Source organism: Haliea sp. (genome assembly GCF_040221975.1).
Taxonomy (GTDB): Bacteria; Pseudomonadota; Gammaproteobacteria; order Pseudomonadales; family Halieaceae; genus Haliea.
The window spans coordinates 1-26478 of sequence record NZ_JAVJWR010000026.1 but is presented as its reverse complement, the minus strand read 5'-3'; the positions used below and the strand labels follow the sequence as shown (position 1 = coordinate 26478).

24 protein-coding genes are annotated in these 26478 nt (G+C 64.2%); 14 read left to right on the top strand and 10 right to left on the bottom strand.

What is annotated here, in order from left to right; translation table 11 throughout:
- Positions 1-39 precede the first annotated feature (39 nt).
- Positions 40-525 (top strand): phasin family protein, encoded by a 486-nt coding sequence (locus RLO07_RS10275; RefSeq protein ID WP_462292050.1) that lies wholly within the window; start codon positions 40-42, stop codon positions 523-525.
- A 23-nt stretch (positions 526-548) separates the two neighbouring features.
- Complete coding sequence (locus RLO07_RS10270; RefSeq protein WP_462292049.1) at positions 549-1211, top strand: TetR/AcrR family transcriptional regulator; 663 nt, start codon at positions 549-551, stop codon at positions 1209-1211.
- Positions 1212-1216: 5 nt separating this feature from the next.
- Here RLO07_RS10270 and RLO07_RS10265 read toward each other — a convergent pair whose 3' ends face one another.
- Positions 1217-1867: a class I SAM-dependent methyltransferase gene (locus tag RLO07_RS10265; RefSeq protein ID WP_462292048.1), complete on the bottom strand. Its 651-nt coding sequence runs from the start codon at positions 1865-1867 to the stop codon at positions 1217-1219.
- 50 nt (positions 1868-1917) lie between these two features.
- Between RLO07_RS10265 and RLO07_RS10260 the strand changes: the two genes are divergently transcribed.
- Positions 1918-2397 (top strand): redoxin family protein, encoded by a 480-nt coding sequence (locus RLO07_RS10260; RefSeq protein ID WP_462292047.1) that lies wholly within the window; start codon positions 1918-1920, stop codon positions 2395-2397.
- Between the two features lie 55 nt (positions 2398-2452).
- Here RLO07_RS10260 and RLO07_RS10255 read toward each other — a convergent pair whose 3' ends face one another.
- Together RLO07_RS10255 and RLO07_RS10250 are read right to left on the bottom strand one after the other, a co-directional pair.
- Positions 2453-3832, bottom strand: coding sequence for an SLC13 family permease (locus tag RLO07_RS10255; RefSeq protein WP_462292046.1), 1380 nt, complete (start codon positions 3830-3832; stop codon positions 2453-2455).
- A complete protein-coding gene (locus tag RLO07_RS10250; RefSeq protein ID WP_462292045.1) occupies positions 3829-4899 on the bottom strand; it encodes an SMP-30/gluconolactonase/LRE family protein in 1071 nt (356 codons plus the stop codon). Before RLO07_RS10250 ends, RLO07_RS10255 begins: the two co-directional genes overlap by 4 nt.
- 896 nt (positions 4900-5795) lie before the next feature.
- Here RLO07_RS10250 and moaA point away from each other — a divergent pair.
- Genes moaA through RLO07_RS10230 form a run of 4 tightly spaced genes read left to right on the top strand, consistent with a single transcriptional unit; the run spans position 5796 to position 9463 of the window.
- The gene (moaA, locus tag RLO07_RS10245) at positions 5796-6806 is read left to right on the top strand and encodes a GTP 3',8-cyclase MoaA (protein ID WP_462292044.1); all 1011 of its coding nucleotides are present in this window, start codon (positions 5796-5798) and stop codon (positions 6804-6806) included.
- Between the two features lie 55 nt (positions 6807-6861).
- A complete protein-coding gene (locus tag RLO07_RS10240) occupies positions 6862-7800 on the top strand; it encodes an AAA family ATPase (RefSeq protein ID WP_462292043.1) in 939 nt (312 codons plus the stop codon).
- Positions 7801-7819: 19 nt separating this feature from the next.
- The gene (locus RLO07_RS10235) at positions 7820-9250 is read left to right on the top strand and encodes a VWA domain-containing protein (protein WP_462292042.1); all 1431 of its coding nucleotides are present in this window, start codon (positions 7820-7822) and stop codon (positions 9248-9250) included.
- Positions 9251-9256: 6 nt separating this feature from the next.
- Positions 9257-9463, top strand: a complete 207-nt coding sequence (locus tag RLO07_RS10230; protein ID WP_462292041.1) for a hypothetical protein — start codon at positions 9257-9259, stop codon at positions 9461-9463.
- Between the two features lie 15 nt (positions 9464-9478).
- On the opposite strand, the gene RLO07_RS10225 is transcribed toward RLO07_RS10230, so the two are convergent.
- From RLO07_RS10225 to RLO07_RS10215, 3 genes are all read right to left on the bottom strand, one after another.
- Positions 9479-10621: a PilT/PilU family type 4a pilus ATPase gene (locus RLO07_RS10225; protein ID WP_462292040.1), complete on the bottom strand. Its 1143-nt coding sequence runs from the start codon at positions 10619-10621 to the stop codon at positions 9479-9481.
- An 82-nt stretch (positions 10622-10703) separates the two neighbouring features.
- Positions 10704-13808, bottom strand: coding sequence for an efflux RND transporter permease subunit (locus RLO07_RS10220; RefSeq protein WP_462292039.1), 3105 nt, complete (start codon positions 13806-13808; stop codon positions 10704-10706).
- 2 nt (positions 13809-13810) lie between these two features.
- Entirely contained in the window at positions 13811-14854 is a 1044-nt protein-coding gene (locus RLO07_RS10215; protein WP_462292038.1) for an efflux RND transporter periplasmic adaptor subunit, read from the bottom strand.
- A 194-nt stretch (positions 14855-15048) separates the two neighbouring features.
- On the opposite strand from RLO07_RS10215, the gene RLO07_RS10210 reads away from it, so the two are divergent.
- On the top strand, positions 15049-16113 hold the full coding sequence (locus RLO07_RS10210) for a phosphotransferase family protein (protein ID WP_462292037.1): 1065 nt from the start codon (positions 15049-15051) through the stop codon (positions 16111-16113).
- Here the strand turns inward: RLO07_RS10210 and RLO07_RS10205 are convergent.
- Positions 16110-17837, bottom strand: a complete 1728-nt coding sequence (locus tag RLO07_RS10205; RefSeq protein ID WP_462292036.1) for a BamA/TamA family outer membrane protein — start codon at positions 17835-17837, stop codon at positions 16110-16112. The genes RLO07_RS10210 and RLO07_RS10205 overlap by 4 nt on opposite strands.
- A gap of 139 nt (positions 17838-17976) precedes the next feature.
- On the opposite strand from RLO07_RS10205, the gene gshA reads away from it, so the two are divergent.
- From gshA to RLO07_RS10190, 3 genes are all read left to right on the top strand, one after another.
- Positions 17977-19566 carry a glutamate--cysteine ligase gene (gshA, locus tag RLO07_RS10200; protein WP_462292035.1) on the top strand — a complete coding sequence of 530 codons (1590 nt, stop codon included), beginning with the start codon at positions 17977-17979 and terminating at the stop codon, positions 19564-19566.
- A 119-nt stretch (positions 19567-19685) separates the two neighbouring features.
- Positions 19686-20180, top strand: coding sequence for a disulfide bond formation protein B (locus RLO07_RS10195; RefSeq protein ID WP_462292034.1), 495 nt, complete (start codon positions 19686-19688; stop codon positions 20178-20180).
- A gap of 84 nt (positions 20181-20264) precedes the next feature.
- Positions 20265-20750, top strand: a complete 486-nt coding sequence (locus RLO07_RS10190) for an Rsd/AlgQ family anti-sigma factor (protein WP_462292033.1) — start codon at positions 20265-20267, stop codon at positions 20748-20750.
- Here RLO07_RS10190 and RLO07_RS10185 read toward each other — a convergent pair whose 3' ends face one another.
- Positions 20751-21515 carry an FKBP-type peptidyl-prolyl cis-trans isomerase gene (locus RLO07_RS10185; RefSeq protein WP_462292032.1) on the bottom strand — a complete coding sequence of 255 codons (765 nt, stop codon included), beginning with the start codon at positions 21513-21515 and terminating at the stop codon, positions 20751-20753.
- Between the two features lie 94 nt (positions 21516-21609).
- Entirely contained in the window at positions 21610-22080 is a 471-nt protein-coding gene (locus tag RLO07_RS10180) for a TIGR02444 family protein (RefSeq protein WP_462292031.1), read from the bottom strand.
- 51 nt (positions 22081-22131) lie between these two features.
- Here RLO07_RS10180 and RLO07_RS10175 point away from each other — a divergent pair, with 51 nt between their 5' ends.
- Entirely contained in the window at positions 22132-24039 is a 1908-nt protein-coding gene (locus tag RLO07_RS10175) for an ABC-F family ATP-binding cassette domain-containing protein (protein ID WP_462292030.1), read from the top strand.
- On the opposite strand, the gene RLO07_RS10170 is transcribed toward RLO07_RS10175, so the two are convergent.
- A complete protein-coding gene (locus tag RLO07_RS10170; RefSeq protein WP_462292029.1) occupies positions 24014-24319 on the bottom strand; it encodes a GIY-YIG nuclease family protein in 306 nt (101 codons plus the stop codon). The genes RLO07_RS10175 and RLO07_RS10170 overlap by 26 nt on opposite strands.
- A 119-nt stretch (positions 24320-24438) precedes the next feature.
- On the opposite strand from RLO07_RS10170, the gene trxA reads away from it, so the two are divergent.
- The gene (gene trxA, locus RLO07_RS10165) at positions 24439-24765 is read left to right on the top strand and encodes a thioredoxin TrxA (RefSeq protein WP_462292028.1); all 327 of its coding nucleotides are present in this window, start codon (positions 24439-24441) and stop codon (positions 24763-24765) included.
- A gap of 272 nt (positions 24766-25037) precedes the next feature.
- Positions 25038-26306, top strand: a complete 1269-nt coding sequence (gene rho, locus RLO07_RS10160) for a transcription termination factor Rho (RefSeq protein WP_462292027.1) — start codon at positions 25038-25040, stop codon at positions 26304-26306.
- The last annotated feature ends 172 nt before the right edge of the window (positions 26307-26478 follow it).

Below are 26478 nucleotides of genomic sequence, written 5' to 3'. Positions count from 1 at the left end.
CCGGATGACAGCACCTGTCTACGGCGTGGAGGACAGCTTATGAGCGACGATAAGAACGACAAGAGCAAAGTCACCGACAAGGCGAGCGAGATCGCCCGCAATATTTGGCTGGCAGGCGTGGGCGCCTACGGTCGGGCAGTCGATGAGGCCCAGGACAGGATGGAGAAGGCCGGCATGGAAACCCCGAAACTGTTTCGCGACCTGGTCAAGGCCGGGGCGGCACTCGAAGATGAGGCCCGCAAGGGAATTTCCAGCAGCAAGGCAGCACGTGCCTCGGTGGAGGACCGCATCCACCGCGTGCGGGAAAGCTTCCAGCTGCAGCTGCCCGCCCGCGGCGAAGACCTGCTGGCACTGCACGAGAAAATCGATCGCCTGACGCGGAAGGTGGATGACCTGAGCGCGGCGCTGGCGATCCAGGGCAGCCGCAAGCCCGCCGCCAAGAAGAAGGCCGCCAGCCGCCGGGTAACGGCCAAGACCAAGGCGGCCACGAGTCGCAGCAGGAGCGGTGCCAAGAAGCCCGCCTGATTCGCGACTCCGGCCAGGCTGACTTGAAAACCCGCGACCGCATCCTTGTCACCAGCCTCGCCCTGTTCAATGAGGAGGGTGAGGCGCACACCACCACCATCGATATCGCCAACGAGCTGGATATCAGCCCGGGCAACCTCTATTACCATTTCAAGGGCAAGGACCAGATCATTGGCGAACTGTTCCAGCAGTACGAACTGGCCCTGAGTGACACGCTGCGGGCACCGCTGGAGGGCCCGCTGAGCCCCGAGCCGGACCGGGTTGAAGACAACTGGTACTACCTGTACGTGGTGCTGGAGGAGATGTGGCAGTATCGCTTCCTCTATCACAATCTTGACGACCTGTTACAGCGCTACCCGCCCGTGCGCAAGGGCTTTCGACGCCTGCTGCAACTGCAGCGCTCGGCCCTGCTGGCCATCTGCCACAATCTGCTGGAGCAGGCAGTCATTGATACCGGTGAGGAGCAGCTGCTGAGCCTGGTCGACAACATGACCCTGGCACTCACTTACTGGTTCAGCTACGACCAGTTGCTGCACGAACCCCGCGCTCCGCAGGTCATCATCCACCAGGGGGTACTGCAGCTGCTGACCATGGTCGCACCCTACCTGGGCGACGCCCAGCTCCGCTTCTACCGCGACTGCCAGCTCATTTTCGAGAACATGATCGGCGCTACGAAACCGGACTGAACAGCTCAGGCTGTGGCACTTTTCGTTAGCAGGATGACATCGGCTTGCGGGAATACTACAGAGGCGACATGGCACTGCGCCCACCAGTACCAGGTGTCGCGGCTGAAAAAGCAGACATGGGTCGGATCATTCTTGTAGTGCCATGTGGTGAAGGCTTCCCGGTCCCGCACCAGCTTGGTCATGATGCCCAGGGTGCCTCCCGGCCGCAGCAGCGTCCACAACCGCTGCAATTCGGCGCCGGGCCGGTGCAGATGCTCCACGACCTCGGTCGCGGTGATGAAGTCATAACAGCCCTCCAGGGCCCCGGGGTTGGGGAAATAGAACGGGTCGTAGAGGGTCACCCGGTGCCCGGCCTCGCGCAGCATCGCCGCGAGCGCCGGACCGGGACCGCAGCCGAACTCCAGGCCGCTGCTGCCGGGGGCGAGGCGCTGCAGCAGTGGCATCGCAAGCCGACCCAGAAAACCGCGGTAGGCGGGGTCGTCAGGCCTGTTCCGGTGCAGGTCGTACTCCGCTTTCTCCTGCTCCGGCAACAGCAGGAAGTCCGCCGGTACCCACACCAGCAGGCAGCGCCCGCAGCGCAGATAGGCGCGCCGCCGATCCCGGTGAAAGTCGCTGCCGGGACCAGCGCAGAGAGGGCAGTGCATACTGCGGCTCATCTGTTATTATCCTCGCTCCACGGGCAACCCCCACGACCAAGGAGACTAACATGACGATCAAGGCCGGAGACAAGATCCCCGCAGCAACTCTCAAGACCATGGGCGAAAAAGGCCCGGTCGACATCAGCACCGACGACATCTTCAAGGGCAAGAAGGTCCTGCTGTTCGCGGTACCGGGAGCGTTCACTCCGGGCTGCAGCATCACCCACCTGCCCGGCTACGTGGTCAACGCCGACAAAATCAAGGCCAAGGGCGTGGACACCATCGCCTGCATGGCCGTCAATGACGCTTTTGTCATGGACGCCTGGGGCAAGTCCCAGAACGCCGAGGAACTGCTGATGCTGGGCGACGGCAATGGCGATTTTACCGCCGCGCTGGGCCTGGAACTGGACGGCACCGGCTTCGGCCTCGGCAAACGCTGCCAGCGCTTCGCCATGATCGTTGACGACGGCACCGTGACCCACCTGAACGTGGAGCCCGGCGCCGGCGTCGATGTCAGCTCCGCCGAGACCATGCTGGCGCTGCTGTAGCTGCTGTCCGGCAGCGGGGCTGCCCCCCCGCTGCCGGAGTTCAGGCCGCCGCGGTTCACGCCACCAGGATGTAACAGAGGGTGCTGATCACCAGCGCCCCCAGCAGGTTCAACAGGAAGCCCTCTCGCGCCATCTGCGCGGTGGTTATCAGGCCGCTGCCATAGACCACCGAGTTCGGTGCCGTCGCCACCGGCAGCATGAAGGCGCAACTCGCGCTCATCGCCGCCGGTACCATGATCAGCTCTGGCGGGATATCCGCCGCCAGCGCCGCCGCCGCCAGTACCGGCATCAGCAGGGTTGTGCTGGCCGTGTTGGAGGTGGTCTCGGTCATGAAGGTCACCACCAGGCAGATCAGCAGCAACAGCAGCCACACCGGCATGTCCGTCATTCCCGCCAGCCACTGGCCCATGACATCACTGAGACCGGATGCCACGAAGCCGCTGGCGAGGCAGATGCCACCGGAAAACAGCAGCAGCACCCCCCAGGGGATGGTGCTGGCCCGCTCCCAGTCGAGCAGGCGCGCGCCCTTGCCGTTGGGCAGCACGAACATCACCACCACCGCCAGCAGCGCCACCGAGGCATCGTTGGCCTGGGGCAGGTCCAGCCAGGCCTGCCAGCCGCCAAAAGGCTCGCTGCGGGTCACCCAGGCCAGAGCGGTCAACCCGAATACCAGCAGCACCCGCTTCTCTTCGCTGCGCCAGTGGCCGGTAGCGGGCAGCTCCACGGCAATGGGCCCGGACAGATTGCGGGTCAGCAGCAGCGCCATCAGCGGAATCATCACCAGCACCACGGGCAGTGCCCAGCCCATCCAGCCGCTAAAGCTGATCGCGGCGCCCGTGGTCTGCTCGTAGATCTGCATGAAGATCAGGTTGGGCGGGGTACCGATCGGGGTACCGATACCACCGACACTGGCTGCGTAGGCAACCCCCAACAACAGTGGTACCGCAAGCTCCCGCCGCCGGTCTGTTGCCTCCAGTACCGCCAGCGCCACCGGCAGCAGCATGAGCGTGGTCGCCGTATTGGAAATCCACATGCTCAGCACGGCAGCCGCAATCATGAATCCCAGTACCAGCCGGCGCCCACTGTTGGCGCCGACCAGTCGCACCATGCCAATGGCGATGCGGCGGTGGGCGCCGGAGTGCTCCATCGCCTTGGACAGCAGAAAGCCGCCCAGCAGCAGCAGGATCAGCGGCGAGCCGTAGGCCTGCCCAACCTGTGCCGGGGTCAGTACCCCCAGCAACGGCAGCAGGGCGATGGGCAGCAGTGAGGTGACCGGGATTGGCACCGGCTCGAACACCCACCAGAGTACGCACCAGATCGCCACCATGCCGACGATGGCGATATCCTCGCTGTAGCCCGCCTGCAGCAACAACAGGGCCAGTGCCACTGCCAGCGGCGGCGTACCCCAGAGCAACAGCCCGCGCCAGACCGTCACTCGCTGGCAGCTCCAGGCAGCGGCAGACGAATGATGCGATCGCCGACATAAGAGCCGATGTAGAGGTCGTTCCCGCGCTGCAGGGCGACAGTACCGGCCCCCATCGGCGGACCCTCGCGCTGCAGCAGCGGCTCCGCGACCATGGTTGCGGGATCTATCGCTACGATAGTGAAAGGCAGCAGGCTGGGTGTGCTGTGATCCTGCTCAAGACTGCGGAACAGCTGCCAAAGGGAAGCCTGGTGCGAAGCCACCAGCAGCCTGCCATCATCGGCCCAGCTGGAATTGTCCGGTTTTTCCACCGCCACCTTGGCCAACAGCTCGCCACTGTCTACCGCGTGTCGGCGCACACTGCCACCGAAGTAGATGTTCAGGTAGAAGCTCTGCTCATCCGGCGCCAGCAGTATTCCATTGGGGTGCGCGCCCTCGGTCCCGGGCAGCGGGACGAATCCGGACACCGGTGTCCAACGGTAGACAAAACCGGTATCGCGGCCAAACGCCGCCAGCAGCGCCGACCACAGTTGCCGGCGCCGGTCCGCCATGTGGGTGACCAGCAGGCTGCCGTCCGCCAGCCCGACGACATCATTGAAGTTGCCCTCCTCCGGCGCAATCGCACAGCCGCGCCACACCGCCCTCGGGCGCTCAGCCTCGGCGTCCAGCAATTCGAAAAACTCCACCGATTCCCGCTCCGTGTGGTTGACCACCAGCAGCTGCCAGCGGCCGTCGGCCCGCTGCCGCAGATCCAGGCCGTGGGCCCCCAGCCAGCTGCTTGGCTGGCGGCAATCCGCCTGCCCCCAGAACTCCGCCGGCACCGGCACGGGGCCCTCAGGCAGCAGCGGGCGCACGCTGTCGTCACGAATATCCAGCAGGAACAAGCCACCGGGTTCAGCCATCTGGCCAAAGATCAGGTCGCGGCCGTTGGGCGCAGGCACCAGGTCCTCCGGTGCTGCCAGGCCACAGATGGAGTGGATGCCGTCGATTTCTTCGCAGGGCACCGAGGCCACTGCAAGGGTGGGGGACATTGCCAGCAGCAGGGGCAGGGTGAGGGCAAGGAGCGGCTTTATTGGCATTATCAATCCTCGTTGAACCAGGTTTGCATCCTGCCCAGCCGCGCGGGATCTGTAAAGTCCGGGACGCGTAGTCCGGGACGCGTAGTCCGGGACGCGGAGTCCGGGACGCGGAGTCCGGAGCTGCGCGTCCCGGATCGCTTCGTTCCAGTGGCGGCCTTGCGGCCGCTGCGTCGCTCCGGGAACCGGGTACTTGCCTGCTCCATTCCGGGCGCATGCGGCGCGCGTGCCTGCTGCGCTCTTGCGCTGCCGTCGGGCCGCGCACTTTGTGATTGGGGCTGGCATCTGGCATGGCGGAGGCAGTGCTATAGACGGCCTGTTCGCACTTACAGGGCTGGGGGCTGGCAGCCACTAAGACGATTGAGCGGGCGCACCGACGCCCTCCAAGTCCGCAAACAAGCACCCGCCCCCCGGATCAACGCGGGGTGCAGGGGCCATCGCTCATGACTTCGCCACTGGGATGCCCGCACACGGCATTGCAGCCTGAATCTCGCCCTCTGCCCCCTCTCCTCTGACAGCGTACCGTGGCTCCAGTCTACCCGCCGCGTTGATCCGGTGCGGGAATGTCCTTTTGCGGACTTGCAGGGCGTCGGCGCGCCCACTGCCCCACACTTAGTGGCTGCCAACCTGCAGCACTGAAAGTGGGAACAGGCCAGCTCCAGAACTGCCACAGCCATGCCGAGTGCCAGTACGGCTCACACCGTGCGCGGCCAGACGGCAGCGCAAGATTATTGAGGGAGCGCGCGCCGCATGCGCCCGGAATGGAGCAAAAGGATCTTCCCGTGCCGGAGCGACGCTGCAGCCGCCAGGCTGCCACTGGAACGAAGGGAACACGGAGCAATCCAGCGGCCAGCAGCCCGGCACTAGAGCCAAAGCGCCACAGGCAGTACACTTCCCGGATGAAAGACGACTTCCCCGCCACCCTGGTCGACCCCTTCCAGCGCCGGATCAGCTACCTGCGCCTGTCGGTCACCGACCGCTGCGACTTCCGCTGCGTGTACTGCATGGCGGAGGACATGCAGTTCGTACCCAAGCCCCAGGTCCTGACCCTGGAAGAACTGTACCGGGTAGCCGAGGCTGCGGTGGGGCTGGGGGTGCGCAAGATCCGCCTCACCGGCGGTGAGCCGCTGATCCGCAACAACATCCTGTCCCTGGTACAGCGCCTGGGCCTGCTGCCCGGGCTGGAGATACTCGCGCTCACCAGCAACGGGTCACGCCTGGCGGAAATGGCAGCGCCGCTGCGCGACGCCGGCGTCAGCCGGGTCAATATCAGCCTCGACAGCCTGCGCCCGGACCGCTTCCGCGAGCTGACCCGCTTCGGCGACCTGGCGCAAGTGATTGCGGGCGTGGATGCCGCGGTCGCCGCGGGTTTCGAACGGATCAAACTCAACGCAGTGATCCTCCGGGGGCGCAACGACGACGAGGTGCTGGAGCTGGTGGAGTTTGCCCGCCAGCGCGCGATCGACATCGCCTTTATCGAGGAAATGCCGCTGGGGCAGATTGACGAGCACAGCCGGGCGCTGAGCTTCTGCAGCAGCGCCGAGCTCGAGCAGCGTATCGGCAGCCACTATCCGCTGCAGCCACTGGGGGAACCGGACGGCAGCGCCGGCCCTGCCCGTTACTTCAGCATGGCCGACAGCCCCAGCCGGGTCGGTTTTATCTCCCCCCACAGCAACAACTTCTGCCACCTCTGCAATCGGGTGCGGATCACGGTGGAGGGGCGCCTGCTGCTGTGCCTGGGCAATGAGCACTCGGCGGATCTGCGCCCGGTGCTGCGCGCTCCCGGTTCCAGCCGGGTGGAACTGGAGCGCGCCATCGTCGCGGCGATGGCGCTGAAGCCGGAGAAGCACCACTTTACCCATGGCGAGGAACCCGAGATCCTGCGCTTCATGAACATGACCGGCGGTTAGGCGCCCCCGACTGGGCGTCCCCGACCAGCCATAGCTGGCCCGAAGAGGTAACCACTTGCATACCCAGAATTTTCCACAGCTGGCCTCCATCGAGGCCATCGAGCAGGGCTTTGAGTCCTTCGGCTACATCTGCAGCCCCAAGATCGCGACCGCAGTGTTCCTCGCCTTCCAGCTGCGCAAGCCCATCCTGGTCGAGGGACCACCGGGAGTGGGCAAGACCGAGCTGGCGAAAACCACCGCCATGCTGCTGGATGTGCCGCTGATCCGGCTGCAGTGCTACGAGGGCCTGGACGAAGCCAAGGCCCTGTATGAATGGAAATACGGCAAGCAATTGCTGTACACCCAGGTACTGAAGGAAAAACTGGGGGACCTGCTGCAGGGCGCCCAGGGTCTGGCGGAATCGGTGGAGCGCCTGCATCAGTTCGGCGATATTTTCTACTCGGAACAGTTTCTGGAGCCCCGGCCGCTGCTGAAGGCCATGCAGCAGGAGCGCGGCGCAATCCTGCTGATCGACGAGGTGGACAAGTCCGATTACGAATTCGAGTCGCTGCTGCTGGAAATACTCTCGGACTACCAGGTATCCATCCCTGAAATCGGCACGGTCAAGGCCAGCGTCTCGCCGATGGTATTCCTGACCAGCAACAACACCCGCGACATCAGTGACGCCCTCAAGCGCCGCTGTCTGCACCTGTACATTCCCTTCCCCAGCGTCGAGCTGGAGGAGCGGATCGTGCTCAGCCGGGTCCCGGACATCGACCAGCAGCTGCGCCACCAGCTGGTGGCGTTTGTCCACTCCCTGCGCGACCTGGACCTGAAGAAAGCACCGGCCATTTCCGAGACCATCGACTGGGCCCGCAGCCTGTTGCTGCTGCACGCCCGCGAACTGAATGCGGATACCGTCCACAGCACACTCAACGTGCTGCTCAAATTCGAGGACGATATCGACGTGGCCAGTGCCGGCCTGCGGGAGCTGTTGCCCCGCCGCACGGCCTGACGGAGCGCCTCGGGCCACCGTGCAAAGCCACCTGGTCAGCTTTATTCGCCTGCTGCGCAGCCACGATGTACGCATCTCACCGGCGGAAACACTGGATGCCATGGATGTCGCTGTCACCCTGGGCTACGCCCGTCGCGAGCGACTGCGGGACGGGCTGGCCACGGCCCTGGCAAAAACGCCGGCGGAGGAAGCGGTGTTCCAGCATTGCTTCGACCGCTTTTTCGACCAGCAACTGGCGGACTTTGCCAGCACCCGGGAGGAGCGCGACGCGCTGCAGGATGAGCCGGAGACGCCGCCTGACTCAGGCCAGGGGGAAAAGCCGGAAGCAGCCGGCCGGGCCAGCCCCGATGACAGCTTGCTGGAGGAGGCCGCGGCCGACGATGCCGGGCTGCAGGCGCTGCTGGATGGTGAGCTGTTGCGGCAGCTGCGCGACAATGATCGCACCGCGTTGAATCTAGCCATGGGCGAGGCTGCAGCCGGCGTGGGCTTAAGCCAGATCCAGATGTTCACCCAGAAGGGCCAGTACCTGCGACGCATGCTTGATGCCATGGGTGAAGAGCAGATCAGGCGCGCCATCGCCGATCTGGAACAGCGCCAGAGCCCGGCGCTGGAGCCTTTGAAACGTTATCGCGACATTCTGCGGGAACAGGTACGCGATTATGTAGCCCGCCAGTACCTGTTGCAGGCCGAGGGCGACAATGCCCGCTTCATGGATGAAATCCTCAGTACCACCAAACTCAGCCACCTGGAGCAGCGCTACATGCACCGGGTGCAGGAGCTGGTGCGGCGCATGGCGCGCAAGCTGGCGGAACGCCACGCCCGCAAGCGCCGGCTGTTTCGGCGCGGCCGGCTGGACATGGGCAAGACCCTGCGCCGTGGCATCGCCAACGACGGCGTCATGTTCAACACCTACTGGCGCCGGGTGCGCAAGGACAAGCCGCAGTTGCTGGCAATCTGCGATGTCAGCGGCTCGGTGGCGGCCTATGCCAAGTTCCTGTTGCTGTTCCTCTACAGCCTGCAGGACGTGCTGCCGCGCGTGCGCAGCTTTGCCTTTTCCAGCCACCTCGGTGAGGTCAGCGAGCTGTTCAGCCAGCACCCGGTGGAGAAGGCGATCGAGCTGGTGAACTGGCGCTATGGCGGCGCCACCGACTACGGCAGCAGTCTGCAGGATTTTGCCAAACTGGCCCTGGATGATATCAACAGCAACACCACGGTGATCATTCTCGGCGATGCCCGCAACAACAATGGCGAGCCGCGACTGGACATTCTGCGCAGCATCTACCAACGCAGCCGGCGGGTGATCTGGCTCAACCCGGAATCACGGCGGGCCTGGGGCACGGGAGATTCGGAGATGCTGCGCTACCAGAGTGCCTGTCATTTTGCCGCAGAGTGCAATAATCTTGTACAGCTGGAGCGGGTCGTGGACCAATTGCTGAAATTGAATCGGTGAACAGGCATGCGCTACCACTGTCGGGAATGCAGTTATCGGGGCAATAAACTGAGTCCGGCGGGCAGCTGCCCTGCCTGTGGTTCATTCGACATCCACGTCGGCATCGGCGAGCTACAGCAAGCGGAACCGAAGTCGCGCAAGTTGCAGCTTGCAGTGCTGATTGCGCTGTGGGCGGTATTTGCCGGGCTGTTGCTGTCCAGGCTGCTGTCCTAGTGGGCCACTGGCCCCTCAAAAGGCCCGCGGTGGTTCATCCTCGTCGTCCAGGCTCTCCAGGCTGAGACTGAGTGACCCATCCGGTGCACGTATCCCGCCCTCCTTGGCAAACTTGATCTTCAGGCGCACATTGTTGGGCGAATCCGCGTTGCGCAATGCTTCGTCTTCGCTGATCAGGCCTTCCCGATAGAGATCGAACAGCGCTCCGTCGAAGGTTTTCATGCCGATGTTTTCCGACTTCGCCATGACTTCCTTGATGCCGTCGATATCACCCTTGAGGATCAGGTCCGCGACCATGGGGGTACCGAGCAGGATTTCGATGGCGGCGCAGCGCTTGCCATCCACGGTCGGAATGAGACGCTGGGAGACAAAGGCCTGGATGTTCAGCGAGAGGTCCATCAGCAGCTGTGGCCGGCGCTCTTCCGGGAAGAAGTTGATGATGCGATCCAGGGCCTGGTTGGCATTGTTGGCGTGCAGGGTGGAGATACACAGGTGGCCGGTCTCGGCGAAGGCGATCGCATGCTCCATGGTCTCGCGGTCGCGGATCTCGCCGATCAGGATCACATCTGGCGCCTGGCGCAGGGTATTCTTCAGGGCGTTGTGCCAGTTCCGGGTATCGACCCCCACCTCGCGCTGATTGACAATGGATTTCTTGTGGTTGTGCACATACTCCACCGGGTCTTCGATGGTGACAATATGGCCGGCGCTGTTGCTGTTGCGGTAGTCGATCAGCGCCGCCAGCGAGGTGGACTTGCCGGAGCCGGTGGCGCCCACGAACAGCACCAGGCCGCGCTTGCGCATCATGACCTCGGTAAGGATCTCCGGCAGGCGCAGATCCTTGTAGTTGGGAATCTCGGCGACAATATTGCGCGCCACGATGCTGACCTCGTTGCGCTGCATGAAAATATTCACCCGAAACCGGCCGGAGCCGGGGATGGAGGTCGCCAGGTTCATCTCCAGTTCCTGCTCGAAGTCCGCCTGCTGGGTAGGATCCATCAGCTCGTAGGCAATCTCCTTGATCTCGCCGGGTTTGAGTCGCTCACTGGCAATGGGGCGCAACTGGCCCTGGAACTTGGCGCAGGGCGGCGCGCCGGTGCTCAGGTAGAGGTCGGAGCCGCCCTCGGCCGCGAGCGTTTTCAGCCATTCGGTAATGCGCACAGTGATCCCCTTTGGCAACGCATCAAAGATGGCTCACTCTAGCATTCTGAAAGAAACTGACAAGGAACCAGTACACAAATCGCTACTCCACCGGCGCCGGCGCCAGTTCCCTGTCCAGCTGCTGGCTGGTTGCCCGGGGTGACCCGGTGCCGCGCGCCAGCAACGCATAGGCCATCGGAATCAGGAACAGGGTGATGAGCGTCGCTACCGTCACGCCGCACATGACCACCACCCCGATCACGGTGCGCACCTCGTGCCCCGGCCCGCTGGACACCACCAGCGGCACCGCGCCCACCACCGTGGTAAACGCGGTCATGATGATGGGCCGCAGCCTTCGCGCCGCGCCACGCTGCACCGCCTCCATGAACTCGCAGCCGCCATCGCGCATCTGGTTGATGAACTCGACGATAAGAATGCCGTTCTTGGTCGCCAGCCCCACCAGCATGATCATGCCCACCTGGCTGTAGATATTCAGCGTCTGCCCAAACAGCCACAACCCGCCGAGACCACCGACCAGCGCGAGGGGCACGGTAAGCAGGATAATGGCCGGATGGACGAAGGACTCGAACTGGGCCGCCATCACCAGATACACCACCAGCAGCGCCAGCAGGAAGGTAAAGACCACCGCGTTGCTGCTGCTCTGGTACTCCAGGGACTCGCCCTTGTAGTCGAAGTTGGCATTGGTGGGCAGTTCGGTGCGCACCAGATCCTCCAGGTACACCAGGGCGTCACCCAGCGCGTAACCCGGGGCCAGGCCCGCGGTAATGGTCAGGGCCCGCGCGCGGTTGTAGCGGTTCAGGCTGCCGGCATCCGCCTGCTCGCGCACCGTCACCAGGCTGCCCAGGGGCACCAGATCACCGCTGGCGGCGGAGCGCACATAGATACTGTTGAGATCGTCGAGGGTGCGCTGGTTCTCGCGCTCACCCTCAACGATCACGTCGTACTCGCGGCCGCCGAGAATGAACGTGGTGACCCGGCGCGCACCCAGCAGCGTCTCCAGGGTGCGGCTGACCTCGGCGAGACTGACGCCGAGGTCGCCGGCACGATTGCGGTCAATGTTGATGCGCAGCTGGGGCTTGGTTGGCTGCAGGTCGGTATCCACTCCGACCAGGCCGGGGTTGTCGGCGATGCGGTCCAGCAGCAGGTCCTGCCACTGCGCCAGCTCCTCGAAACTGTCGCCGGTCACCACGAATTGCACCGGGTCGCCACTGCCGCGACCAAGGCCGCCGCCGCCGCGGATGAATACGCGCGCGCCGGCGATATCCTCAAGGCGCTGGCGGGCATCGGCCTGGATCTCCGCGGTAGACCGGCGGCCACTGTCCCAGTCCGCCAGCACCATCAGGGCAAAGCCCGCATTGAACGCCTCGCCACCGCCGAATGAAGGTGCGCGTATCAGCAGACGGCGAATATCCCCGGCCTCCACCAATGGCAAGAGCCGCCGCTCGACTTCCTCGATCTGGGTAACGGTGTACTCGAAAGACGAGCCCTCCGGCGTACTCACCCCGAGGAACAGGATGCCACGGTCCTCTGCCGGAGCGTACTCCCGGGGCACCGTCTGGAAGGCCCACGCGGTTGCCCCCACGCTCGCGAGCAACACCAACAGGGTCAGCCAGCGGTGGGGCAAGACGGCGCCCAGGGCGCGCTGATAGGCGAGTTCCAGACGTTCACTCAACGCTTCCACCGCGTCTGCCATGCGGTTGGAGATATGCTCCCGATCCAGCAACTTGCTGCACAGCGCCGGCGCCAGCGTCAGGGCAATGAAACTGGAGAAAATCACCGCCATCGCCATGGTCATGGCGAATTCGCCGAACAGACGGCCGATATCGCCCTCGAGGAAGGTGATGGGCACGAACACCGACACCAGCACCAGGGTGGTCGCGACCACCGCAAAACCGACCTGGCGGGTGCCGAGGAAAGCCGCCACCAGCGGCGTCTCGCCCTCCAGCAGGCGCCGGTGGACGTTCTCCAGCACCACGATACTGTCGTCCACCACCAGTCCGATCGCCAACACCAGCGCCAGCAGGGTCAGCAGGTTGATGCTGTAATCCATCACCCAGAGCGCTGCAAAAGCAGACACCAGGGAGATCGGCACCGTGATGGCCGGCACCAGCAGGCTGCGGGGATCCCCGAGAAACAGGAATATCACCAGCACCACCAGCAGCGCCGCGATGAACAGGGTGGTATACACCTCCTGGATCGCGGCACGGACGAAAATGGAGTTGTCAAAACTGGCGATCAGCTCCATGCCGGGTGGCAGCTGGCGGTTGATCTGCTCGACTTCCTGCCACACAAGATCGCTCACCGACAACGCGTTGGCGGTACTCTGCTTGATCACACCCAGGCCCACCATCGGCTCGCCATTGCCGCGAAACAGGCTGCGGTGTTCGGCACTGGCCAGTTCGATCCGGGCCACATCGCCGAGGCGAATCAGATAGCCGTCGTCAGCCTGGCGCAGTACCAGCTGACGGAAATCCGCGGCGGTTTCATAGCCCCGCTCCACCCGCACAATGAAATCCCGCTCCAGGGATTTGAGAGTTCCCGCCGGCAACTCCACGTTCTGGGCGCGTATCGCCGCTTCCACATCCGTCACTGTCAGATTCCGCGCCGTCAGGGCATTGCGGTCCAGCCAGATGCGCATGGCGTAGACCTGCTCGCCGGTGATACGCACCCGGGCCACGCCCTCCAGTACCGAGAACCGGTCTTCCAGATAGCGGCGGGCGTAGTCGGTCAGCTCCAGCGCATCCATGCCCGGCGCCACCAGGTGAGCCCAGAAGATCACCTCCTCATCGCTGGCGCTCTTGCGTACTTCCGGGGGCTCGGCCTCATCCGGCAGGTTGCCGAGAATTCGGGAAACCCGGTCGCGCACATCGTTGGCGGCGTTGTCGATGTCGCGGTCGAGCTCGAACTCGAGGGTGATGTTGGAGCGCCCGTCCAGGCTGCTGGAGGCCATGGTCTTGATGCCCTCCAGGCCCGCCAGTCTGTCTTCGATGACCTCGGTAACGCGGTTTTCCACCACCGCGGCGGAAGCCCCGGGGTAGAGGGTGGTGATATTGAGAATCGGCGGATCGATGTCCGGGTATTCCCGCAGGGGGAGCCGGTCGAAGGAGAGAATGCCGAACGCGAACAGCAGTGCCGCGGCGACGACGGCCAGCACCGGCCGCCGGACGGAGACGTCGGACAACAGCACCGCTAGTGCTCCACCAGCCGTACCCCGGCACTCTCACCGGAGAGCCGGCCCACGCCGTCGCGGACCACCCGATCGCCCGCTTCGAGGCCGGCAACAATTTCCACCCAGCCGGGACGGCGTCCGCCAATATCCACTTCGACCCGCACTGCCTGTTCTGCCGCAGTATCCAGGCGCCAGACGAAGTGCTGGGTGGAACGCGACTGCAGGCTCTCCTCCGGCACCAGCAGCGCCTGCCGCTCCGGCCCGCTGACAACCACTTCCATCAACATGCCCGGGCGCAGACGCTGCTCCGGATTGATCAGCTCGGCGCGGGCGGTGATGGACCGGGCAACCGGGTCCACGCGGCTGTCCAGGGCCGTGACCGTGCCGGTGTAGGCCTCGGTGAAGGCCGGGGTGTGTGCGGCGACGGCCTGGCCTACCCGCAGGAAGCCCAGGTCCTGCTCCGGGACGGTGAAGTCCAGGCGCATGCGCGACAGGTCGTCGAGGGTGACCAGGCGCTGGCCCGCGGTGACCAGCGCGCCCTCGCTGACCTGGCGCAGGCCGAGGGTGCCGGCAAAGGGCGCCACGATGGTCCGGTCGGCGATCCGCGATTCCACTTCCTCGATGCGATGACGGGTCACGGCCACCAGGGTGCGGGCGCGATCCAGCTCATTCTGCGCCACCTGATTCTGGCGGGCGAGATTTTCCAGCCGGCGCACCTCGCGTTCCGCGTCTGCCAGGGTCGCCTGCAGTTCGCGCCGGCTCGCCTGTTCCGCGTCCTGGCGCAGCAGGGCCAGCAGCACGCCCTGTTCTACCTGCTGGCCATCGTCGAACTCCAGCGATTCAATGATCTGCGACACGCTGGCGGTAATATCCACCGATTCCCACGCCCGCAGGGTGCCGAGGGCCTGGACTTCGTCGTTGAAGGGCTGGGGTACCACAGTGTAAGCGGTTACCGGCACCGGTGGACGTGTGCGCGGCGCCGGCGTCTCTCCCGGGGACGACAGCTGCCACGCCAGCAAGCCACCCAGGCCGAGAATCACCAGCAATACCCACACTTTTTTCATGCCGCACTCCACTCGACGCCATTGGCAACCAGCTGGCAGGTTCGGAGACCCGCAAACCGGCGGCGGAGCCATTATAGGAACCCCGCCCGGTGACAACAGGGAAATTACATTTTTTTACTCGAACTAACGAATAGTAGTCACTCGCCGCCGGCTCCCCTACACTAGCTGAAAACGATCAGAACAGGAGCCAATCCGTGGACAACACTCGCCCCACTCCGTTGCTGGAAGATATTGAAGGTACACGCCGCAAGCTGGAACAGTGGTTCCAGCAACGTCGCGGGTACCCGGTGACCGTTTCCAGCCTCAAGATTCCGGAGAGCTCCGGCATGTCCAACGTGACGCTGCTGTTTACCCTGCACTGGGACGAGAACGGGAGCGCCCGGGAGGAGGCCTGCGTCGGTCGGCTGCAGCCGGAGATTGCGCGACCCGTGTTCCCCAGCTACGACCTGGCCCCGCAATACCGGGTGATGGAGCGCCTGCAGGCGCACAGTGACATCCCGGTGCCGCCGCTGCGCGGCCTGGAAACCGACACCGACCTGCTCGGCGTGCAGTTCTACATCATGGAGCATATCCCGGGCCGCATCCCCACCGACATGCCCCCCTACAACATGGACGGCTGGCTGCTGCAGGAAACCAGCGAGCCGCAGCGCGCCGCCCTGTGGCGGGCCGCGGTGGACACCATGGCCCGCTTTCACCAGCTCGACTACCAGGCCCTGGGTTTTGCCGACCTGACGGTGCCAGGGCAAACACCGCTGCAGCAGCAGCTGCGCTACTGGCAGGACTACCTGGACTGGGGCCTCGAGGGCCAGGGCCACCCGCTCGGCCAGGCGGCGCTGGACTGGCTGAGCGCCAACCAGCCGGCCGCGGAACCGGTGGCACTGTGCTGGGGTGACGCACGTATCGGCAACATGATTTTTGCTGATTCCCTGGACCGGGTGGCAGCGGTACTGGACTGGGAGATGGCGACGCTGGGCAATCCGCTGCAGGACCTGGCCTGGTTCAACTACATCGACTCCACCTTCGCCGAGGGCCTGGGCATGCCGCGCCTGCCGGGGCTGCCGTCCTACGAGGAGACCGTGGCACAGTGGCAACAGGCCACTGGCTACGATGTAGCGGACTATGACTACTACGTCCTGTTTGCCGCCATGCGTTACGGCCTGATCATGTCGCGCATCATGCTCGCGACGGGGCAGGATGCGGAAGTGCAGGGCAATTTTGCCTGCCAGCTATTGCGCAAGCACATGGAGAGGCTCAGCTAGAATCTGTCCTTGACGGTAAAGAGGATCTGGCCACCGCTGACATCGTCGTCCTTGACGAAAGGGAAGGCGAAATCGATGTGGATAACGCTGCTCTTCTCGGCGCGGCTGGAGTTCAGGCGAATGCCGAAACCGGCATTGGCCAGTACGCCGCCATTGCTGCCGTTGTCCGCACCCTCGAACCATGCCCGGCCGACATCGATGAAGGCCGCAAGCCCCACATGTACCAACCTGAAGGGGTGCCAGTCGGAGTAATAGCGCTGCTCCAGATTGAACACCATGGAGCGGTCGCCCACCTGGTAGTTCAGGTCATAGCCGCGCAGGCCATTGTCCCCGCCCAGGGTGAGCTGGCGCTCACCGGTGAGCCCTTCGGTGTAGTCGACCCTGAGCCTGCCAAACACCATCCATTGCCGCGACTGCTTGTGGTGGTAGCGAGTCTCTGCCGTCCACCAGAAATTCTCGAACTCACTGTCGTCGATACCCCAGAAACCGCTGAGGTTGGTGTCCAGCTGCCACAGGCGGCGCTCGTCGACCAGCAGGGTATTGCGGTAGTTGCCGCGCAGAACCACCTGGTCCTTACTGGATCCCAGGGCGTCCGCTGACCAGCCAAGGGCCCAGGAGAAGCGCTCGCCAACATAGACATCCTCGGTGCGACCCAGATAGTTGAAGTTGTGCAGTTCCACAAACTGGTCGCGGGTGGACTCGTAGCCGATGTAGGGATAGCTGTACTCGCGCTCCTCCGGCAGTTCCGCCGGGGGGATGGCTGAATCGCTGAAATCGAAGCCGTGGGTCTCCACCGTATAGCCAAACAGCCACCGCCCCACGCGCTCATCTTCCCGCGCTTCCGCGGCAATACCGCCAAAGACGTTGGCAAATTCTATCTTGTGGTCGAATTCAGCGACTTCATCACCCCGGAACCAGAGAGACTCCTCAAGCTTCATGCGGTTCAGGCCGACCCCTGCGGACCAGCGTTCATACACGGAAAAGAACGGGCGCACGAAGCCCACGCCCTGCTCGTAGCCGTCATCGTTGTCCGCCAGTGACAGCCGCATGCGCCAGCGCGAACCCGCCAGTGACGGATCGAAATAGCGGATCGTATTGCCGGAGCGCTCCTCGTCGCTGTCGTGCTGGATGACGATCTGCTTGCCGGTGCCGAGAAAGTTGGCGTCCCGAAACCCGAACGCGGATTTGGTCTCGCCGCCACTTCGACTGACCGACAGCATCGGGGTGAAGGTCCAGATATCGCGGGTGATGACCTCCAGGTCAACCACCTCACCGCAGACCCGCCACGGCCGCACGGTCGCATCGTAGATGAAGCCCAGGTCGCGGAGGATGCGCTCCGACTCATCCACCCGGGCCTGGTTGTACTCCTCTCCCTCTGCCACCAGCAGGTGGTCCCTGATCACCCAGTCCCGGGTCACGCTGTGCAAGTCATTGGCCCAGCGGTAGAGCGCCTTGTCCTCCCGTGGATCCTCGGTGTCAAAAACGGTGAAGCGCTGCTGGCGGATGCTGCCGATGCGGGCGCCTGCCGGGACGGAGTCGGCAAACCGGTCGTGGCCGGGGGAGTCCTCGAAGCGGAAACTGGCGGATGCGTCCTGGGGAGTCGCCTCGCGACAAACCCCGGGATCCGCTGCGGCTCCTGTGTCGGGGGCCGTCAGCAACAGTGCCAGCAGGCACAGCCCGAGAGGCCCGCGGACCAACAACCTGGTATTCGGGATAGACTTCATGTGGTTAAGATAGCCGTTTGCACATGAAAACCACAATGCCCGGAAATCTGTACTCGTTCACAATACGCGGCTAAACTTGGGCCCGCCAGGCGGTGGGAGACATTCCCGGCGTGCCCGCACCCCCAACAAGGAGTTCCGCTTGACCCCTCATTTGCAGAACCAGTTGCAGACCCTGGACGGTCCCGGTTACCGCGCACTGCTGCAGCGAATACAGCGCGGACTGGAAAAGGAGAGTTTGCGCATCACCCCGGAGGGACGGCTGGTACAGACCCCGCACCCGGCAGGGCTGGGCTCCGCACTGACCCACCCCTCCATCACCACCGATTATTCCGAGGCGCTGCTGGAATTCATTACCCCGGTGCACACCAGCATCGAACAGTGCCTCGAGACCCTGGCCGACATCCACAGCTTCACCTACAGCAAACTCGGCGACGAGCTGCTGTGGGCCACCAGCATGCCCTGCATTGTCAATGGTGACGACAGCATTCCGGTGGCCGAGTACGGCAGCGCCAATGTGGCGCGGATGAAAAAAGTCTACCGCTATGGCCTCGGCCACCGCTACGGTCGCCTGATGCAGACCATTGCCGGCATCCACTACAATTTTTCTCTGCCGGTCGAATACTGGCAGCGGGCCTGGGACGACGCCGGCCGGCCAGGGCCGCTGCAGGATTATGTCACCGGGCGCTACCTGGGCCTGATCCGCAACTTTCACCGCCATTCCTGGCTGCTGATCTACCTGTTCGGTGCCTCGCCCGCGGTGTGCTCCAGCTTTCTCCGCGGCCGCGACAGCCATGGCCTGGAACCGTTTGACGACAAAAGCCGCACCCTGCACCGCCCCTACGGCACGGCCCTGCGCATGGGCGACCTGGGCTATAACAGCGAAGCCCAGAAGGGGCTCAAGGTCTGCTACAACTCGCTGGGCAACTATGTGCAGGCCCTGCGCGATGCCATCATGCACCCCCACCCACCCTATCAGGCCTTCCCCGCCGGCCAGGGCGGCGACTACCAGCAACTGAATGACAGCCTGCTGCAGATCGAGAACGAGTTCTACAGCACCATCCGCCCCAAGCGGGTCACCCGTCCGGGTGAAGCGCCGCTGGCTGCCCTGTGCCGCGCCGGGATCGAATATGTGGAGATTCGCTGTATTGATGTGAGCCCGTTTACGCCGCTGGGCATCGACGCCGGCCAGATCCGCTTTCTCGACACCTTCCTGCTGTACTGCCTGCTGGAGGACAGCCCCGCCTGTGACGATAGCGAACAGGCCATGCAGGCCGCCAACCTGGAGGCCGTGGTCAACCGCGGCCGCGAGCCCGGCCTGCAGCTGCAGACCCCCACCGGCAGCACGTCCATGACGGAACTCGCAGGCAAGCTTCTGGCCGCCATGACCGGCATCGCCAACCTGCTGGACGACGCCCACGACAGCGGTCTTTACCGGGAGTCCCTGGCGGCGCAGCAGGCGCGGGTGGACGACGCCGAGCTAACCCCTTCGGCCCGGGTCCTGAAGGAGATGCGCGAACAGGACCTGCCTTTCTTTCGCCTGGCCATGAACTACAGCGAACAGTGGGCCAGTCACTTTCACCAGCGCGCCCTGTCGGCGGATACAGTCCAGCGCCTGGAACAGGAGACCCGGCAGTCAATGCTCGCACAGCAGGAGATCGAGGCCGCGGATGACATCGACTTCGAGGAGTACCTGGCGCGCTTTTTCGGCCAGTATCGGACACTGTTCTGACGACTGCCCTCCGCGGGCCACCAGCGCCAGCCCGGATTGCGCTTGCGGGGCAGGCTGAAACCGCCTAACGTAAACTGCCCCGCATCACTATCGCTTCAGTCACGAGGAACCACTCCGCCATGTTGCAAGCCCTGTCCCCTCGCCTGGTGTATTTCGGACTCGCGCTGCTGGCCCTGTTTGCCATGCTGTTTGCCTGGTACCTGGAGTACCAGGTGGGTCTCAATCCCTGCCCGCTGTGCATGACCCAGCGGCTCTTCGTGGTCGCCGGCGGCGTGGTCGCCCTGGCCGCCTTCCTGCACAATCCCGCCGGCTGGGGACGCAGGGTCTACGGCCTGCTGTGCGCCGCAAGCGCCATTGCCGGCGGCGCCGTTGCCGCCCGCCATGTCTGGCTGCAGCATTTGCCACCGGACCAGGTGCCCGCCTGCGGCCCCAGCCTGGAGTACATGCTGGAAACCCTGCCATTCCGCGAGACCCTGAGCATGGTACTGATGGGTGATGGCAACTGTGCCGAAACCCACTGGACTCTGCTTGGCCTCAGCATCCCGGAACAAACCCTGATACTGTTTGTGGTCATTACCGTTGCGAGCCTCTGGCAGACACTGCGCAAGAGCTGAGCGATACCAGCGTCCGCGCTTGCGGTCGCGATGGGCCTGCGCCTATAGTGGTCGCTCGGGAATGGACCCGGGAGTCCGCACACAATGCCGCATCGCAGTAACAACCCCGCCGAACAATTCAACGCAGTCGAAGGCCTGCTGACCAGCTGGCTCAAGGAGCGCAGGGCCGTGCTGGCCCGCTACACCGCGCTGGTCGTCGCCATTGACGATGCGCCCGCGTCAGCGCAGCTCGCCCGGCGTCAGCGCGAGCTGTGTGAGCTGCTGGTGGACTATATCTCCGCGGGGCACTTCGAGGTATTTGCGGAGCTGCTGAACGAGGCCGAAGTCTTTGGCGACAACAGCGACGCCCTGGTCGCCGGCCTCATGCCCGACATCACTGATACCACGGATGTGATCCTGGCCTATGAGGAAAAATATGGTCGCGGGGAGCACTATCCCGAGACTTTGCGGCGGGATCTGTCAGCGCTGGGGGAACTGCTGGAATCGCGGTTTGTGCTGGAGGACCGGCTGATCGCCGGCCTCCACAATCAACACCGGCGCCAGTTGCAGGCGCCGGCTCAGGCGGGCTGATCAGCCCTCGTCGGCAGAGTCTTCCGCCGCAGCCTCGTCCTCATCGTCGGCGATACTGATCAGCTCAACCTCAAACACCAGCGCCGCATTGGGGCCGATCAGGTTGCCGGCACCGCCGGGACCGTAGGCCAGGTCGGCGGGAATATACAGGTTCCACTTGGCACCCGGGGACATCAGCTGCAGAGCCTCGGTCCAGCCGGCAATAACCTGGCCAACACCGAAGGTGACCGTCTCGCCACGCTTGTAGGATGAATCGAACTCGGTGCCATCCACCAGGGTGCCACGGTAGTGCACTTCCACGGTGTCTTCAGGCCCGGGGCTGGCGCCCTCACCGGCTTCAATGACTTCATACTGCAGGCCGGATTCGGTGACCACCACGCCCTCGCGGGCCGCGTTCTCGGCCAGGAAGGCCTCCGCAGCGGCCTGATTGGCCTCGGCCGCCGCAGCTGCCAGCGCCTGCTGTTCCTCCATGGCGCGCTCCTGGTACGCCATCATTTCGGCCTGGATTTCCTCCTCGCTCATGCGCGGCTCGGCGCCTTCCAGGGCATCCTGCAAACCGGCGCTGAAGGCCGGCACATCCATCGGCACACCGTCGGCAGCCATGCGCTGACCCAGGCCGTAGGCAATGCCGTAGCTCAGACGCTGGGTGGAATCCTCCAGCACCACTTCCGGGGCGGCGCTGTCGGCTTCGGGGGCAGATTGCTGGTTACAGGCTTGCAGGGTCACGGTAGCGACCAGGGCAAGCGGGATGGCGAATTTCTTCATAACGGGTTCCATTGGTATGTAAGTGAACATGCAGGACATCTTGCAGGTGCCAGATCATACTACCGGCGGCCGCCAGTGCGCCACCCCCGGCACTCTAGGCCAGCAGCGAGAGCAGTCGTCGTACCAGGTCTCCCCGAGCGCCGCTGTCTCTCTCCTCGACAGATGTTTCCAGCAGCTCCGACAACGCCCGCTCCAGGCTGTTCAACTGTGCCGGCTGCGGTTCCTGCAATCGGTGCCAGGCGAGCATTTGTGCCTGCTGCGACTGCTCTGCCGCCAGCTCCAGCAACTTGACCTGCTCACGCAGGGCCGCCGCAGCTGGCAAACCCTGCCAGTCGCGGCGCAGGGCACGCAAGGGCTGGATCACCCGCCGCCGCCAGTCCGCCACACTGGCCGCCAGCGCCTGCCATTGCTGCCGGTTCAGTTCGAGGCCCTGCTGCGCCAGCCAGGCCGCGTACAGCAGCAGGTTTACATCCGCCGCAAAGCGGTCCTGGGCTGCAATACAGGCCGCGGCCACCCCGGGACGGGCGTAAAGCTCCAGCGAGAACTCCCACAACGGATTGCTCATCATCTCTCCAGCTGGTTACCGATCAAGGCTGCGAGTAGAATGCGCGGCCTGATGATCATATTACGCGATATCGAACTGCGCCGGGGCAGCAAGCTGCTGCTGGAGGGCGCCAATGTAACCCTGCAACCGGGCCAGAAACTGGCCCTGATCGGGGCCAATGGCAGCGGCAAGTCGAGCCTGTTCGCTATGCTGCTCGGGCAACTGCAGGCCGATGCCGGTGCCGTCGAGGGGATGAACAACCTGCGGCTGGCGCACATGGCACAGGAAGTCGCGGCCACCGACGAGACCGCGGGGCGCTATGTGCTGCAGGGCGACGCCCGACTGGCACAGCTGATCGCGGACCTCGCCGCAGCGGAAACCGATGGCGACTTCCAGCGCGCCGCCAGCCTGCACACGGCCATGGAAGATGCGGACGGCTACAGCGCCGAGCGCCGGGTAGCACGCCTGCTGCAGGGTCTGGGCTTCGCCGATGATGCCGCCAGACGCCCGGTGAGCGACTTCTCCGGTGGCTGGCGCATCCGCCTGAACCTGGCGCGGGCGCTGATGACGCCCTCGGACGTGCTGCTGCTGGACGAACCGACCAACCACCTGGACCTGGACGCCACCCTGTGGCTGGAGCAGTGGCTGCAGAGCTACCCCGGCACCCTGCTGATGATCTCCCACGACCGCGACTTCATCGACGCCACCTGCGAGCGCATCCTCAGCATCGAGGGCGGCCAGCTGCAGGCCTGGAAGGGCAACTACTCCGACTACGAACGCCTGCGCGCCGAGATGCTGGCCAATCAGCAGGCCAGTTTCGAGAAGCAGCAGGTGCGGATCGCGCACATCGAGGATTTCGTGCGCCGCTTCCGCTACAAGGCCACCAAGGCGCGCCAGGCCCAGAGCCGGATCAAGGAACTGGAGCGCATGCAGCAGCTGGCCCCGGCGCACATTGATTCACCGTTTGATTTCGTTTTTCCCCCGGCGGGGAAGAGCAGCGACCCCCTGCTGCGGCTGGACGAGGCCACCCTGGGTTACGCGGGCACGCCGATTCTGCGCAATGTCAGCCTGATGTTGCGCCCCGGCTCCCGCATCGGCCTGCTGGGCAAGAACGGCGCCGGCAAGTCCACCCTGCTGAAAAGCCTGATCGGCGAATTGCCCCTGCTGGCGGGCACCCGCGCGCCGGGTGAGCACTGCCGCGTCGGCTATTTCGACCAGCAGCAGCTGGAGGCCCTGGACCTGCGCGCGAGCGCGGTCCTGCATATCCAGCGCCTGAGCCCCGAGGCCCGCGAGCAGGAGATCCTCAATTTTCTCGGGGGTTTCAACTTCCGCGGCGACTTCGCCACCAGGCCCATCGCGCCGTTTTCCGGTGGCGAGAAGGCCCGCCTGGCGCTGGCACTGGTGGTCTGGCAACGCCCCAACCTGCTGGTGCTGGACGAACCCACCAACCACCTGGACCTGGACATGCGCAACGCCATGGAGATGGCCCTGCAGGGCTATGAAGGCGCCCTGATCCTGGTCAGCCACGACCGCCACCTGCTGCGCAATACCGCCGACGAACTGCTGCTGGTGCACGACGGCCTGGTGGAAGACTACGAAGACGACCTCAAGGCCTATGAGAAGTGGATCCTGGCCAGCTATCGAAGCAGTGACAGGCCCGCTGCCGGCGCGGCCCCCGCCGCAGACGTCAGCCGCAAGGAAAAGCGCCAGCAGGCCGCAGCCCAGCGCGCCCTGCTGCGCCCCCTGCAGCAGGACATCAGCAAGACCGAGCGGGCCATGACCGCGGCCGAGCAGGCGCTGGCGACGCTGCAGGAGCAGCTTGCAGACCCGGAACTGTACACCGATGGCAGCAAGGAAGAGCTGGGACGGCTGCTGAAAAAGGAGGGCGAGCTGAAAACACAGGCAGAACAACTGGAAGAGCGCTGGCTGGAGTTGCAGCAGACTCTGGAAGAGCTCAACGCGGAACTGGCAGCAGAGTAGGCGCCGCGTCACCCTCCCGCAGCTGCAACTTGGCGGCGCGCGGCAGACGCTTGATGGCCGCCTCCCGTTGCTGGGCCAGACTGCGATCCGCTGCCCGCTCCCACCACAGCAGCGCTACCGGGCGCCGACCCCGGGTATAACGCGGTCCACCGGTGCGCTCGCCATTGTGCTGCGCCAGCCGACGCTGCAGGTCCAGGGTCACTCCCGTGTACAGGCTGCCGTCGGCGCACTGCAACAGGTAGACCACCCACTGCGTGCCCCCCACCGGGAATAAGGTCATAACGAAAAACTCCTGGACGCCGGTTGTACCCCAATCAGCCAATGGTATCATTGCGCCTTCACTGCAAGGGCACAGCCGCGGCCTTGAGCCCGGGGCTATCCCGCCAACTGGAGCATACAATGAGCGAAAACGTCGTACACGTTAGCGATGCAAGTTTTGACGCCGATGTCCTCAACGCCGACATTCCGGTATTGGTCGATTTCTGGGCGGAATGGTGCGGTCCCTGCAAGATGATCGCTCCCGTGCTGGATGAAATCGCCAGCGAGTATGCCGGCAAGCTGAAGGTCTGCAAGGTGGATGTAGACGCCAACCCGGACATTCCGCCAAAATTCGGCATCCGCGGCATCCCCACCCTGATCCTGTTCAAGGGCGGCAGCGCGGAAGCCACCAAGGTTGGCGCACTGTCCAAGAGCCAGCTGGTGGACTTCATCAAGGAAGTTCTCTGAGCAATCGTCAGATCCTGCGCGCACAATGTTCGGTAGTGGCCAGGGAAGGCCACCCGTAGAGAGGTTCCGGAAATCGGCAGCGGCGCCAAAAAGCGGTAGACGCCCCCTGCGCACCGTGCTACATTTCCCAACGTTGCACGGCCCCGTGCCGCAATAATAACTCTGCCACCCAAAGATTTTACGCTGCATTCACGTCGTCCTGGCCAGTACTCCCGGTCGCCACGTCCGTCTGCATTGCATTTCTTCCGCGAACAACAACTCAGCACTCTTCTATGAATCTAACTGACCTCAAGACCAAATCCACGCAGGAACTGATTGATATTGCCAAGGAGATCGGCCTCGAAAACATGGCCCGGTCCCGCAAGCAGGACATCATCTTCGCCATTCTCAAGCGCCACGCCAAGAGCGGCGAGGATATCTACGGCGACGGTGTCCTGGAGATCCTGCAGGATGGCTTCGGTTTCCTGCGCTCGGCAGACAGCTCTTTTCTGGCCGGCCCCGACGACATCTACGTGTCACCCAGCCAGATTCGCCGCTTCAACCTGCGCACCGGCGATACCATCTCCGGCAAGATCCGCCCACCCAAGGACAGCGAGCGCTATTTCGCCCTGCTCAAGGTCGGCGACATCAACTTCAACCGGCCCGAGAACGCCAAGCACAAGATCCTGTTCGAAAACCTGACCCCGCTGTTCGCCGACAAGCGCCTGAAACTGGAAAAGGGCAATGGCAGCACCGAGGATCTCATCGGCCGGGTCATCGACCTGGTGGCACCGATCGGCAAGGGCCAGCGCGGCCTGCTGGTGGCGCCCCCCAAGGCCGGCAAGACCGTGATCATGCAGAGCATTGCCCAGGCGATTCTCACCAACAACCCCGAATGCTACATCATCGTGCTGCTCATCGATGAGCGCCCGGAAGAAGTGACCGACATGCAGCGCACCGTCGGTATCCGCGGCGCGGAAGTAGTTGCCTCCACCTTCGACGAACCCCCTTCACGCCATGTGCAGGTCGCCGACATGGTGATCGAGAAAGCCAAGCGCCTGGTCGAACACAAGCGCGACGTGGTGATCCTGCTGGACTCCATCACCCGCCTGGCACGCGCCTATAACACGGTGGTGCCGAGCTCCGGAAAGGTCCTGACCGGCGGCGTCGACGCCCATGCCCTGGAGCGCCCCAAGCGCTTCTTTGGCGCCGCGCGCAACATTGAGGAAGGCGGCAGCCTGTCCATCATCGCCACCGCCCTGGTGGACACCGGCTCGAAGATGGACGAGGTGATCTACGAGGAGTTCAAGGGCACCGGCAACATGGAACTGCACCTGGACCGCAAGATTGCGGAAAAGCGCGTCTACCCGGCCATCAACATACGCCGCTCCGGCACCCGGCGCGAGGAACTGCTGACTGCCGAGGACGAGCTGCAGCGCATGTGGATCCTGCGCAAGCTGCTGCACAGCATGGAAGACGGCCCCGCCATCGAATTCCTGCTGGACAAGCTCAGGGACACCAAGACCAACGAAGAATTCTTCCTGTCCATGAAGCGCAAATAGAAACTGTCCCACCGCTGCGGCTGCCGGCGTTGCCGGTGCACGCGGCGCGTTATACTGTCCCTAGTGGGCTGCGCGGCTAATTCGGTAACGTTCAGAGCGCCTGTGCCGGCGCGAATCAAGGCGTGGCTTGCCGGCAAGGGTGGCTCCCTTACCAAGAGGCACAACGCTGAGT